Raw genomic sequence first — 12,540 nt, 5'->3', positions numbered from 1 at the left:
AGCGAACGCGCACGTACCGCGCGGATGCGCGGCTCCGCCCGACGCTTGCCGAGAAAGGGATCGGCGCGCGTGTGCCGTGCGACCCAGCCCATCACCACCGCCGACGAGAGGTTTCGAGCGCTGCCTTCGTCGGTGGACGCTGGGGGTCCGGGCTCGGTCTCCGCGGCCAGCCGTGCCAGGAGCCTCCCTGCACCGATCAGAGTCCATGGTTACCGAGTCGTTTGTGGGCATGGTTCGGTTCCCGCTGTCCCGACATCGATTCACCGCGGAAGCCTCGAACCGAGGGGCAGCCCCGACCACACCTCGACATGCATCTGTTGGCCAAGCGTGAACGGTAGATCGCAGCGTGGGCCGCGACGGGAAGATCTAACGACGAGATCGCCGCCGAACTCGTATTCAGCCTGCCACGGTACGCACGCACATCGGGCGGGCAATGCTCAAGCTCCATGCCCGGGATCGCCCGCAGCTTGTCGTCTTCGCCGTCCAAGCTGGCCGGAGCATCTGACCTTACCGATCACGGTCCAGACGACTGACATGCACGTTCCGCTAGATCCCGCCGCACGTCCAGGCGCGTCGTGCCGACCTCGGTGCGTACTGTCTTCATGGGGCCGACGCTGCTAGCCTTCTCGCCAACCCTTCTCGCATGACCATGATCGGCATGTTCCTGCCCGCGTGAAGGCACGCGCAGGCAAGATCAATCCGAGAGTGCCTTGGCGAGTTTCGGTGTCACGGCGTTCAGCCCGTACGGGATGCTCAGTGCCGACGGGAAGCCGATCGCGATGGCGGTCGTCATGTCCAGCGCGATGTAGGCGCCGCGCCTGACCACGTCGAGCCGCCGGAACAGCGGGTTGGCCTCCACCTTCTGCCGCACGTCCGGCTTCAGGTAGGTCAGGATCAGCACGTCGGCGTCGAGCACGTCGAGCCGCTCCGGCGACACGCTGGCCCGCTGCGGGGTGTCGCCGGTGGGCAGCTGGGTGACCTTCGGTGAGATCGTCAGCCCGAGCTGGGACAGGAACACCGCCGAGGCGTCCTTGGCGCTGTTGATCACGTACAGCTCGGACGGGCTGCTGACCGGGCCGAACGCGAAGGTCTTGCCGGCCGCGCCGGCGAGCTTCTTCCGCGCGTTCGCGACTTGGCCCTTCACCTTGGCTACCAACGCATCGGCCTGCTTGCGTCGGCCCAGCACGGTACCGGCGCGTCGGGTCATCTCGGTCCAGTCGTCCTGCCCGGGCGCGGTCGCGTACCCGAGGGTCGGGGCGATGCCGGACAGCTTCGCGTAGTCCTTGGCCAGCGTGTAGTCGTCCGAGGCGAGGATCAGGTCGGGACGCAGCGCGGCGACCTTCTCGGCCGGCACGCCATCGGTGGCATCGAACAGCGTCGGCGAACCCTTCAGGTGCTGCCACGGGGCGATCCCGCCGGGCAGTGCGACGTTGCGCGCCACTCCGACCAGCGGTGCGCCGAGCGCGAGGGCGAGGTCGGTGTCGCGCAGGTATCCGGCGGCCACGACCCGCTTCGGCGCCGCCGTGACGGTGGTCTTGCCGAGCTTTCCCGGGACGGTGGCCGGGAAACCGGCGGTCGGTTTGCCGCTCACCGCCGGATCCGCGCTGCCGGAGGTACTGCAGCCGGTGAGGCCGGCGGCGGTGAGGCCGAGCGCACCGGCCAGCAGGCCGCGACGGGACAGGGCGGGCCGATCTCGAACCGGGCGGGAAGCAGGGAACACCGACGACTCCTCGGTCTCGCAACGTCCGCAGCGGGCCGGAATCGCTGGTGGAGCAGCGGTTCCGGCCCGGTGGACAGGGTGTGGCGCCGGGCGTGACGGTCGCCGCCGTCCAGCGCGAGTTAGCTTAGCCTAAGCTATTCTGGCAAAGGTGGGGTGTGGCCTCCGTCTCGGCCCGCTCCTTGCCCGTAGCGGTCGGGCCTCGCCGCGCCGGCCGGTCTCGCCGTACCGCTCCGGCCTGGCGGTTGAAGGCCCGGCGTGCCGGCTGCTGTTCGCCGTTCCGGGCGTTCCGCTCTCAGTGCGCGGCCAGCCGCCAGCCCTGGGCGCATTCGCGTTCGGCCCACAGCGCGGCGTAGCGTCCGCCGGCGGCGACCAGTTCGGCGTGCGTGCCCTGCTCGACCAGCCGACCGCCGTCGAGCACCGCGATCGAGGCGGCGCCGGTGATCGTGTCGAGCCGGTGCGCGATCACCAGCAGCGTCCGGCCGCGGGCGAGCTCGGCCAGCGCCGCGTGCACCGCCGCCTCGTTCTCCGCGTCCAGCGCCGAGGTTGCCTCGTCCAGCAGCACGATCGGTGCGTCCTTGACCAGGGCTCGGGCGATCGCCACCCGCTGCCGCTCACCGCCGGACAGCAGCCCGCCGCCCGCGCCGACCCGGCTCGCCCAGCCGCCTGGCAGCCGGGCCGCGATCGACTCGACCTGCGCCCGCCGTGCCGCCTGCCGGATCTGCTCGTCGGTGGCATCCGGATTGCCCACCCGGATGTTGTCCTCGATCGTGCCGTCGAACAGGTGCACGTCCTGGAACACCACCGAGACCAGCTCGGCCAGCCGCGCGCCGGCGATGTCGCGCACGTCCACGCCGCCGATGCGTACCGCCCCGCGATCGACGTCGAAGAACCGGGCGATCAGCTTGGTCACCGTCGTCTTCCCGGCGCCGGACGGGCCGACCAGCGCGGTCGTCGTCCCGGCCGGGATCACCAGGTCCAGGCCGGTCAGTACCTTCGGCGATCCGGGCGGGTAGCCGAAGTCGACGCCGGACAGCTCGATCGACGCATCGGCGTGGGAGCGGGGCGCGGCCGGTTCCGGCAGCGGTTCGGTGCGCAGCACCGCATCCAGGCGGACCAGCGCGGCGCGGCAGGCTCGTATCCCACCGGCGATGCCAGCGAGGTCCGCGAACGGTCGCAGGAAGTGCACGCCCAGCACCAGCAGCGCGACGATGCGCGGCGCGTCCACCCGGCCGCCGGTGGCCAGTAGCAGGCCGACCACCAGCACCGCGGTGAACGCCAGCTGGATGGCCAGCTGACCGAGATGCTCGCCGGGCAGCGCGCCGAACACCTGCCGACGTGCCGTCCGGTACTGGTCCTGCAGCGCGTCGCGCAGCAGCGCCCGACCGCCGGCGCCGCGCCCGTTGGCCCGCAGTACCGGCTGGGCCCCGGCGAACTCCACCAGCCGGTCGCTGGCCTGCCGGGTGGCGGCGTGGTGCGCTGCCTCGGTGCGGTCGGTGATGCGGCGGGCCAGCACGAACACCGCCAGTACCACGGGGACGGTGACCAGCACGGTCAGGGCCAGTCGGGGGTCGTAGCAGAGCAGGAAGAGGAACACGGTCGCCGGTGTGAGCAGCGCGCCGAGCAGCGCCTGGACCAGGTGCACGGTGCGTACCGCGGTCTCCACGCCGCCGCCGAACAGCTGCTCGACCTGCGCGGCCCGGCCCCCGTCGAACCAGCCGAGCGGCAGCCGGACCACGTGTGTGCCGAGCCGTTGGTAGAGCCGCCGGCGCCACGCGGACGCGAGCGCGAGCACCCGGACCTCCTGCTCGTAGTGCGCGACCCAGCCGACCAGTACCGTGCCGGCCAGCGGCAGCAGCCACCGGGCGGCGGTACCGGTGTGCCCGGCGAGCAGCGTCGACAGCAGCGGTACCAGCAGACCGAAGGCGGTGCCGGCGGAGATCGCGTACACCGCGGCGGAGACGAGGTAGCGGGCCAGCGGCCGGGGATCGGCACCGAGGCCGAGCCGGTGCAGCAGCGCGATCATGCCGCCACCCCCTGCTGGGCGCGCCAGAGCCGGGCGTACGTGCCGTCCGCGGCGAGCAGCGCGTCGTGCGGGCCGCGTTCGACGATCCGGCCGGCGTCGAGCACCAGGATCTGGTCGGCGGCGGTGATCGTATGCAGCCGGTGCGCGATGACCAGCAGAGTACGGCCGGCGGCCAGCTCGGCCAGTCCGTCCTGCACGGCCGCCTCGGACTCCGGATCGGCGAAGGCGGTCGCCTCGTCCAGCACCACGATCGGGGTGTCGGCCAGCACCGTACGGGCGATGCTCACCCGCTGCGCCTCGCCGCCCGACAGCCGGGCGTCGGCGCCGATCACCGAGTCGTACCCGCGGGGCAGCTGCAGGATCCGGTCGTGGATTGCGGCCGCCTTCGCCGCGGCGCGCACCGCCGCGTCGGTGGCGTCCGGGTCCGCCAGTGCGATGTTGTCCCGGACCGACTGCCGCAGCAGCGTCACGTCCTGGAACAGGAACCCGATACGCCGGTACAGCTCGGCGCGGTCCACCTCGCGCAGGTCCACGCCGCCGAGCCTTATCGCCCCGCCGGTCGGGTCGAAGAACCGTGCCAGCAGGTGCCCCAGCGTCGACTTGCCCGCGCCGGACGGGCCGACCACGGCGGTCAGCGTGCCCGGCTCCAGTACCGCGTCGATGCCGTGCAGCACCTCGTGCTCGTCGGTGTAGCCGAACCGCACCGCGGCCAGCTCCAGCGACAGCGGCCCGGCGGGCAATGACACCGGATCGTCGGTGGCCGGCTCGGCCTGCTCGCGCAGCAGGTCGCCGACCCGGCCGGCCGCGGCGTGTGCCCGCCGGCGCTGGTCGCGCGCCGCATAGATCGGGGTGAGCAGTTCGAACAGGCCGAGCGCAAGCAGCGCGAAAGCCACCACCGAGACCGGTGCGGTCCAGCCGAGCGCGACGAACCCGGTACCGAAGCCGGTGACGACCAGCAGCACGGTAGCCGGCGCGACGGTGGCCCGGGCCAGGCTTCGCTGCCGCACGGAGATGCGCTGCGCGGCGTCGGCCGCGTCGGCGTAGCTCGTCGCCGCGGCGCGCAGCCGCTCGGGCGCTTCGCCCCGGCCGAACGCCTTGACGACGCCGATTCCGTGTACCAGTTCCAGCGAGGCGGCGGACAGCTCGGCGCTCGCCGCGGCGATGCGGCCTACCGGTTCGGCCGAGCGACGCGCCAGCCGCATCCGTACCGACTGGGCGGCGCCGACCAGCGCCACAGTGACGATCGCGAGCAGCGGGTCGGTCCACAGCAGGTAGCAGACGACCACCGCCGGCCCGGCGATGGCCGAGTACAGCTCGCCGCGGGCGTGTGCAATGGCGTGGTGCAGCGCGGCGACATCGTCCTGAACGGTGGTCTTGACCCGGCCAGACACCCCGCCGGCGAACCAGCGCAGCGGTAACACGGCGAGGTGGTCGGCCAGCCGCAGCCGCAGCCGGCGGGACAGCTCCGCGTCCGCGAGGTGGCTGATCAGCCCGGCGACCAGGTAGAGCACCAGCCGGGCGGCGAGCAGCCCGACCGCGAGCCAGCCGATCGGCCAGACTCCGGTGCTGCCGCCGGCCAGCAGCCGCCGCCCGATCTCGACGATCGCCACCATCGGCGCCACCGACAGCGCGGTCGCCAGCGCCTGGCCGACCGCCGCGACGGTGATCCGTACCCGTACCGGTCGTTGCAGCGCCGCAAGGTCACCGGTCACGAGCAAACCTCGGTGCGAGCAGGGGCAGGCGTGGGCGCAGCGATCATCTGTCCACCTCGGGTCGTCATGCGAGAAGGAAGCCTAGCCTAACCTTCCTCATCTGCCGTGTCGTGGTCCGCCGAAGTCTTCTGGCGCTCGACGAGCCGACCGCCGCGCACGATCCATGACCGGACACCGAAGACCTCGGCGACGGTGTTGTCCTCGTCCGACAGCAACGCCCTCGGCGTCCAGCGCGGCGCCGCCGCCACGACACCGGGATGTGGGTGTGGACCAGGCGCTGGCCGCGGCGGCGCACCGCGACGTCGGTTGGCCGGTGGAGATCGACCTTCCCGCCAAGCCCGGGCATGCGTACGTGGTGCAGCAGGTCCGGCGCTCCTGGACGGAGAGGCAGGACGAGGCTGCGGTCGACTCGGTGAGCGGCCGGGTCGTCTCGGTACTGCGGTTCGCCGACTGGCCGGTGGCCGCGAAACTTGCCCGCTGGGGCATCGACGCGCCCATGGGGCTGCTGTTCGGGCTGGCCAACCAGGTCGCTTTGGTACCGGAGTTGGGGGCAAGTCTCGCCGCATTCGTGGCGGTGGATCGCGTGCTCGCTGGCGGGCTCAAAGGGTGGCGGTCGCGCGATGATCTCGTCACCGGCCCTGGGCTGGACGGCGTGGATCTCAAGACGGTGCAGGTTCAGTTCGAACGCCCAGCTACAAGCTGACCGCCGACACCGGGCGGCCCACCTGGCGAGGTGAATGGGTGCTCAGCCCGCGGGGGTGAAGTCCGCCAGGTTGTCGATGCCGAGACTGCGCTCGATCTGGGCGACCGTGGTCACCATGTCGGTGAAACTGTTGGTGCCGAACCGGTCCGCCTCCATGTTGGCGAACTGTTCACCGAGCCTGGCGAACTGTGCCGCCGGGGTGATGGCACGGAAGGTGGGAAAGGTGACGGCGAGTGGTTTGGCACAGAATGCGTTGGGTAGCGGCACGCTCAGCCCTGGAAGGTGAAACAGATCGCCCGCCGTGGGTCAGCAGGGGCCCTCCCTAAACATCGCTCGTACCGATCACCGCGTGACCGGTTCATCCCCGTCGATGGGGCGCCTGATTCGCTCTCGACGTCTTCACCGCGGTGAGCCGGTGCGGATGAGCCGAACGGGCCGCGCCGACGATCAGGCCGGGTTCGCGACGGGTGCGTGCAGGTCGTATCGCCAGTCGTTGCTGCGCATGAGGTGTCCGGGCGGGTACTCGAAGTCGGTCTCCTCGACCAGGGTGAAGCCGACCTTGCGGCAGACGGCGTTCGAGCCGGCGTTCGCCACACTCGGGAAGGCGTGCAGCCACCGGTGCCGGCCGTCGGCTCGGGCGGCCGCGAGCACCGCCTGCACGGCGGCGGTCGCGATGCCCTGTCCCTGGAACTCGGGCAGGACGTTCCAGCCGGACTCGTACACGTCCGTCCCCCGCCAGACCCGGCTCCAGAAGGCCACACTGCCGGTGGCCTCGCCGTCGGGCAGTTCGATGCGGAACATCCGCCCACCACGCAGCGTCAGATAGCGGTGGTGCCGCCTCAGCAGCTGGTCCTCGGTCTCCGGGCCCCCGACATGCGCGCGCATGGCGGGGGTGTTGATCCGCCGCAGCAGCGACAGGTCGCTGTCGGACCAGGTGACGAGATGGATCGACGGGCGGTTCATGCAAACATCGTGGTCGGCGTGGTGCGACCGGGCAACCGCGTTCCGGCCCGTGCGCGAGACCGCCAACCGGTAGGCCGTCGAGGACACAGCGGCACACCCGTCGCACGCGGCAGCCCGACACGGCGGGGACCGGCCGCTTCGGGTTCACGATCGCGCCACCGCCGAGCATGGCACCAGTCGTCCGCCGAACACCGTTGTGGTGACGCGGAGGGCAACTGCCGCAATGCAACCACCTGGCTTCGCCCCGCGCATCCCGCCACCTTGCCCGTGAACATCTCACTCATCGAATACCCCCTGTATTACTCGTTTCCAAGACATATGGCTCATCTGTCTGGCTTCGGGGGACTACGCGTCGGCTCGCCGGTTGCCGCCCACGCGAACCGCGGCAACCGCTGCGATCAGCGCCACGGCAGCGGCCAGGGCGAGGCTGACGCGTAGCCCGTGCTGGAAGCCGGTCGAGGCGGAGATCAGGGCGCCGAACACCGCTACCGCTAGGGCGCCGCCGACCTGTCGGCTGGTGTTGAACACGCCGCTGGCGATCCCGGTGCGGTGCGCGGGTACGTGTTCGAGTAGCAGTGCGGTGGTCGGCGGCATCACCAGCGGTCCGGCCAGCCCGACCGGGATCAGCAGCAGCGCGCTGACCCACACCGGCGCCGAGGCCGGCGCCAGCGCCAGCGCGACCGATCCGGCGGCGATCAGGACCAGACCAGCGATGATCGGGACACGCGGCCCGGTGCGTTCGGCGATCCTGGCCGAGAATGGCGTCAGGCAGGCGCTGAGCACCATCATCGGCAGAAACGCCAGCCCGGCCGCGAGGGCGGACAGGCCGTGCTGTTGCTGGAAGTACAGCGAGAACAGGAACGGCAGCCCGTAGAAGCCGACCATGAACGCAAACCCGATCCCGGTGGCGACCACCACCGTCGCCGAGCGAAACAGCGACAGCGGCACCATCGGATGCGGACCCCTGGCCTGGGCGGCCACGAACGCGGCGAACGCGACCACGGCCAGGCCGGCGGCGCCGAGCACGCGTGGTGCGGTGATCCCGGCGGCGCCTGCCTCGATCGCGGCGAAGGTCAGCCCGCCCATTGCCAGGATGCCGGTGACCTGTCCGATCCAGTCGAGCCGCGCCGGCCGCGTCGGTGACTGCGGCGCCCGCACGAGCAGCAGCAACGTAAGCACGCCGACTGGCAGGTTGATCCAGAAGATCATCCGCCAGGAGGCGAGGCTGAGCAGCCCGCCCAGTACCGGGCCTGCCGCGGCGGCCACCGCACCGCCCATCGCCCACACCCCCACCGCGCGGGCGCGGCGGGCCGGGTCCGGGAACGCGTGGCGTACCAGGGCCATCGAGGTCGGCATCGTGACCGCGGCACCGATGCCCTGCACCACGCGCGCGGCGACCAGCAGCGGCAACGACGGGGCCAGCCCGCACGCCACCGACGCGACCACGAATAACAGCAGACCGCCGGCGAACGCGCGGCGCGCGCCGATACGGTCCGACAGCGCCCCGGCCGACAGCAGCAGCGCGGCGAACATCAGCGTGTACCCGTCCACCACCCACTGCAAGCCGGTGATTCCGCCGCCCAGCGCGTGTCGGATCGAGGGCAGCGCGACGTTCACGATCGTCGCGTCCAAGGTGATCACGAAAAACCCGAGGACGGCTGCTGTGAGCGTCGCCGTGGCGTGCCGGCTCGGGGCGTGCGCGTCCCCGGCCAGCGGGCGACGAGACGAAGCGATCAGGGACATGACAGTGGGTGTCCTTCACGTAAAACGTGGGTGCCGAACCTGCTGGCCCGGCCTTGCATCCACCACACCACGCACCTGCCTGACCTGGGAGTCCGCGCTGTAAGGGGTACTGGCAGGGCCCCCACGCCAGCCCGCTGGCCTAGGCTGGAGGCGTGCCAGCCGACACCGTGCGCGCCGACATCCGCAGCTTCCTCACCAGCCGCCGCGCCCGCCGCCGCGCCCGCCTGACCCCGGCCGAGGTCGGCCTGCCCGACATCGGGCAACGCCGGGTCAGCGGACTCCGGCGATCAGAGGTCGCCCAGCTCGCCGCGATCAGCGTCGAGTACTACACCCGTCTGGAACGCGGCAACGTGCGCGGCGTCTCCGACGAGATCCTCGACAGCCTCGCCCGCGCCCTGCGCCTCGACGACGTCGAACACGCTCACCTGGCCGCGCTGGTGCGCGCCGCCAACGCCCCCCACCACGCCGCCGACCGCGATGGCGGCGCCTCCCATGTGCGCCAAAGCCTCCAACAACTGCTCGACGCGATGACCGGCGCCGCCGCGTTCGTCCGCAACGCGCACCTGGACATCCTGGCCACCAACCGGCTCGCCCGAGCCCTGTACCGCGACGCCCTCGACACCGACCAGGCGCCGCCGAACCTGGCCCGGTTCGTGTTCTGCGACCCGTGCGCCCGCCACTTCTACCGCGACTGGCCCCGCATCGCCCACGACGCCGTCGGCAGCCTCCGCACCGAAGCGGCCCGCACGCCGGACGACCCCGACCTGGCAGACCTCGTTGACGAGCTCGCGAATCGCAGCGACGACTTCGTGCATCGCTGGGACGCCCACGACGTCGAGTACTACCGCAGCGGACAACAACGCTTCCACCACCCCGACGCCGGCGATCTCGACCTCGACTACGACGCCCTGGAAATCTCCGCCGACCCCGGTCTGACCATCGTCACCTACACCCTCGCCGCTACCGCACCCCACGCGTCGGCCTTCCACCAGCTCCAGCAACACACCGAATCAAGCTAACTGCCGCCCGCCGTTGGTCCGACTTGGGATCGGACGCACCAAGGACCGACCCTCAGCTCAGAGCCCGACTTCTCGAATGCCTCCGCGCCCGACGAAAGGCTCGTGCTCGCGATGCGTCGGTTCCGCTCCGGTATCTTGTCTCGGCGTGCTTCGATCCAGGCGACCGCTGCCTCCAACGAATCCCACCGGGTGATGTGTCGGGCTCGGCCGTCGACTAGGACGGCGGCGTGCCACCGGTCCCGAGCTCGCGCGTCGGCGACCCGGCGGATCATCGCCCTCGTAGGCCGATCGCCGTCGCCGATACCGGCCGCCGGCGCCGTCGTCATCGACGTGCCAGCCGGCGCGGCGACGCAGCAGTCGACGCGGATGGTCCTCGGCCACCTCATGATCGTCTGCCCGGGGTGTGCGGGCCCAGTGCCGGGACCTCGGTGGTAGAGCCGGAACTTGCCCGCCTCACCCGCGCTCCGGGGCCTGACCACGCCGCTGTGGCGGCACAGCTCGGTGACGAGCTGGTCGGTGTCGGATCCTACGAACGCCTCGACAGCGACACCGCCGAACTCGCGGTCCTCGTGGCAGAGCACTGGCAAGGGCGGGGGATCGGCACCGGTCCTACCGGCGGCAGCACTCCCGGTGCGGGCTCGCCGAGCGATGCTTGGTCACCGACGCCCTTTCGGCCGGGCGGCCGTGACAACCGCTGATTGAGCGGTCTCGCAATGCCCAAGGCCGCCTTCCGGCGGCGTTGCTCGGACATGATGGATCAGCGTGCCGCCCCAGGTGCCTGAACGCGGACGGAAGAGCATTTCGGTCCGGCTGGACGTTTCAGGGCGGCCCGCGACCTTGAGCGTGGCCCATCGGGTACTACCGGGGAAGTAGCCGCGGGTTGTCGATGGGTCCAGCTACTTCCCCAGGGCAACTGGGTAAACGCTTCCCGGGTGCGATGCCCTCGATCGCCCGGCAGGCGATCGTGGTGGCATGCGCACTCGTTCTCGACTCCGTCCGAGCCGGGCGACACGACCGGTCGTCCTGGCCACCGCAGTCTGCTCGCTCGCGTTCGCGATCGGCTCCGCCCTGCAGAACTTCTGGATCGTGGACACCCCGCTGGTCGAGACGATGATGCGGCACGCCGGGGCGGCTCATGATGCTGGTGCGGCGGCGGACTTTGTCCGGGGCTTCCGTGTCGTCGGCTGCCTGTACATCGTCGGTAATGCCGTCGGTGTACTGGTTCTGGTCGCTCGCTCGTGGCTGCTGTGGTGGTGGGTACTGGTGGTCAACAGCACGCAGAGCCTGGGCTGGGTGATGATCCCGACGCAGATGTGGAGCGCAGCCCGGGACCGACACGGCGTGCTTGGACTCCTGCCTAGCGCGGTCACCGACGGCGGTGCGCTGCTGCTGGTGTTGGTGCTGCTGTCTGCATGGGTCTGGTGTCGCGGGCCGTGGGCGCAACGCCGGGAGACCGAACAGACGTCGTCGCCGCGGGTCCCCGCTTAGGGTGGCATTCATGCTCGGGAGGTCGTGGGTCCCGCATCGGATCATGTTGGGGGTGTTGCTCGCCGCGTTCTGCGTCGCGGCCACCGCCAGCGCCCCGGCGCACGCCCCGCTGCGGGTGCTGGACGTCGGTGGCGTACTGCTGCTTGCCGTTCCCGCCTTGGTTTCGCCCTGGGTTGACCGATACGCCGCACTGGTGCTGGTGGTCACGGGGATTGCACCCACCGTGTTCTATGCCTTGGGATATGCGAGCATCTTTGCGCCGGCACCGGCCACCGCCGCGGTGTTCGGCGCGATGCTTGCCGGCCGGTCCGCTCTCGCCAGTGTCACGGTGGCCGGGGTCTGCCTGGGCTCGTTCGCCGCCGGACTCGGGCACGGCCTCAGCATCGCTGCGGCAACCGTGGGCCCGGCCTGGATCGTCGGCTGGATGGTGGCCGCCGCGAGCGCGGGTGTCTCCCTGCGTACCAAGCGGCGGCTGTTGGAACAGGAGCGGTTGCGTGCCGAGGTCGCCGCGCAGCATGGCGCCGAACAGGAGCGGCTGCGCATTGCCCGGGAACTACACGACTCGCTCACCCACAACATCTCGGTGATCAACGTCCAGGCCGCGATGGCGACGCACCTGATGGGCCGGGAACCGGACCGCGTCCCTGATGCGCTGGAGAACATCCGGGACGCGAGCTCCAGCGCGTTGCAGGAACTGCGCTCGACCGTCGAGGTGCTGCGTAGGGTCGATGCCGGGGCACACGATGCCGCAGACGAACCCGGGCCTGGTCTCGATCGGCTGCCCGAGCTGCTGACGGCCGCGCGCTCGACCGGGCTGGTCGTCACCTGCGACGCGGCGTTCGATCATACGGGGATCCCGCCGCACGTCGACCGGGCGGCGTATCGCATCGTGCAGGAGGCCCTCAGCAACGCCGGCCGGCATTCACCCGGATCGGAGGTGGTGGTGACCGTGGCACGTAACCGTGGACTCTGCATCACCGTGGTCAACGGCCGCGCCCGCCGCCCGGCCGAAGCGGCGGCGGGCAGCGGAGTCGGGTTGGTGGGGATGCGGGAGCGCGTGGCATCGGTCGGCGGCCGGCTGGAAACCGGACCGTACGAGGCCGGGTTCCGGGTGCAGGCCGAACTGCCCGTGCCGACCGACAGCGAGCAGAAGGCACACCGATGACGCC

At 71.2% G+C, this 12,540-nt stretch carries 13 protein-coding genes; 6 read left to right on the top strand and 7 right to left on the bottom strand.

Features of this window, described 5'->3' with window-relative positions:
• The first annotated feature begins 433 nt into the window (after positions 1-433).
• Positions 434-505, top strand: a complete 72-nt coding sequence (locus tag NUM_RS37895) for a hypothetical protein (protein WP_370466921.1) — start codon at positions 434-436, stop codon at positions 503-505.
• Between the two features lie 189 nt (positions 506-694).
• Here the strand turns inward: NUM_RS37895 and NUM_RS02995 are convergent, their stop codons facing one another.
• From NUM_RS02995 to NUM_RS02980, 4 genes are all read right to left on the bottom strand, one after another.
• Positions 695-1,720, bottom strand: coding sequence for an iron-siderophore ABC transporter substrate-binding protein (locus NUM_RS02995; protein ID WP_207122979.1), 1,026 nt, complete (start codon positions 1,718-1,720; stop codon positions 695-697).
• Positions 1,721-2,012: 292 nt separating this feature from the next.
• Positions 2,013-3,743 carry an ABC transporter ATP-binding protein gene (locus NUM_RS02990; protein ID WP_207122978.1) on the bottom strand — a complete coding sequence of 577 codons (1,731 nt, stop codon included), beginning with the start codon at positions 3,741-3,743 and terminating at the stop codon, positions 2,013-2,015.
• Positions 3,740-5,455 (bottom strand): ABC transporter ATP-binding protein, encoded by a 1,716-nt coding sequence (locus NUM_RS02985; RefSeq protein ID WP_207122977.1) that lies wholly within the window; start codon positions 5,453-5,455, stop codon positions 3,740-3,742. Before NUM_RS02985 ends, NUM_RS02990 begins: the two co-directional genes overlap by 4 nt.
• A gap of 86 nt (positions 5,456-5,541) precedes the next feature.
• Entirely contained in the window at positions 5,542-5,703 is a 162-nt protein-coding gene (locus NUM_RS02980) for a hypothetical protein (RefSeq protein WP_207122976.1), read from the bottom strand.
• Positions 5,704-5,720: 17 nt separating this feature from the next.
• Between NUM_RS02980 and NUM_RS02975 the strand changes: the two genes are divergently transcribed.
• Complete coding sequence (locus NUM_RS02975) at positions 5,721-6,158, top strand: PepSY-associated TM helix domain-containing protein (protein WP_207122975.1); 438 nt, start codon at positions 5,721-5,723, stop codon at positions 6,156-6,158.
• Between the two features lie 42 nt (positions 6,159-6,200).
• Here the strand turns inward: NUM_RS02975 and NUM_RS02970 are convergent, their stop codons facing one another.
• From NUM_RS02970 to NUM_RS02960, 3 genes are all read right to left on the bottom strand, one after another.
• A complete protein-coding gene (locus tag NUM_RS02970; protein ID WP_207122974.1) occupies positions 6,201-6,425 on the bottom strand; it encodes a hypothetical protein in 225 nt (74 codons plus the stop codon).
• 180 nt (positions 6,426-6,605) lie between these two features.
• The gene (locus NUM_RS02965) at positions 6,606-7,121 is read right to left on the bottom strand and encodes a GNAT family N-acetyltransferase (RefSeq protein WP_207122973.1); all 516 of its coding nucleotides are present in this window, start codon (positions 7,119-7,121) and stop codon (positions 6,606-6,608) included.
• Positions 7,122-7,466: 345 nt separating this feature from the next.
• On the bottom strand, positions 7,467-8,864 hold the full coding sequence (locus NUM_RS02960; protein ID WP_207122972.1) for an MFS transporter: 1,398 nt from the start codon (positions 8,862-8,864) through the stop codon (positions 7,467-7,469).
• 167 nt (positions 8,865-9,031) lie between these two features.
• Between NUM_RS02960 and NUM_RS02955 the strand changes: the two genes are divergently transcribed.
• From NUM_RS02955 to NUM_RS02945, 4 genes are all read left to right on the top strand, one after another.
• Entirely contained in the window at positions 9,032-9,883 is an 852-nt protein-coding gene (locus NUM_RS02955; protein ID WP_207122971.1) for a helix-turn-helix transcriptional regulator, read from the top strand.
• Between the two features lie 227 nt (positions 9,884-10,110).
• The gene (locus NUM_RS37890; RefSeq protein WP_370466919.1) at positions 10,111-10,581 is read left to right on the top strand and encodes a GNAT family N-acetyltransferase; all 471 of its coding nucleotides are present in this window, start codon (positions 10,111-10,113) and stop codon (positions 10,579-10,581) included.
• A gap of 274 nt (positions 10,582-10,855) precedes the next feature.
• Positions 10,856-11,371 carry a hypothetical protein gene (locus NUM_RS02950; protein ID WP_207122970.1) on the top strand — a complete coding sequence of 172 codons (516 nt, stop codon included), beginning with the start codon at positions 10,856-10,858 and terminating at the stop codon, positions 11,369-11,371.
• A gap of 52 nt (positions 11,372-11,423) precedes the next feature.
• Positions 11,424-12,536 (top strand): sensor histidine kinase, encoded by a 1,113-nt coding sequence (locus tag NUM_RS02945; RefSeq protein WP_207122969.1) that lies wholly within the window; start codon positions 11,424-11,426, stop codon positions 12,534-12,536.
• Positions 12,537-12,540: the final 4 nt, after the last annotated feature.

The organism is Actinocatenispora comari, from assembly GCF_017312725.1.
Classification (GTDB): domain Bacteria; phylum Actinomycetota; class Actinomycetes; order Mycobacteriales; family Micromonosporaceae; genus Actinocatenispora; species Actinocatenispora comari.
Note: the sequence above shows the minus strand (reverse complement) of the source record. Positions and strands in the feature narration are given on the sequence as shown.

Excerpts from the sequence above, each read along its gene's own strand:
- NUM_RS02960 (WP_207122972.1), bottom strand. The coding sequence starts at position 8,864 with ATGTCCCTGATCGCTTCGTCTCGTCGCCCGCTGGCCGGGGACGCGCAC.
- NUM_RS02990 (WP_207122978.1), bottom strand. The coding sequence starts at position 3,743 with ATGATCGCGCTGCTGCACCGGCTCGGCCTCGGTGCCGATCCCCGGCCG.
- NUM_RS02965 (WP_207122973.1), bottom strand. The coding sequence starts at position 7,121 with ATGAACCGCCCGTCGATCCATCTCGTCACCTGGTCCGACAGCGACCTG.
- NUM_RS02950 (WP_207122970.1), top strand. The coding sequence starts at position 10,856 with ATGCGCACTCGTTCTCGACTCCGTCCGAGCCGGGCGACACGACCGGTC.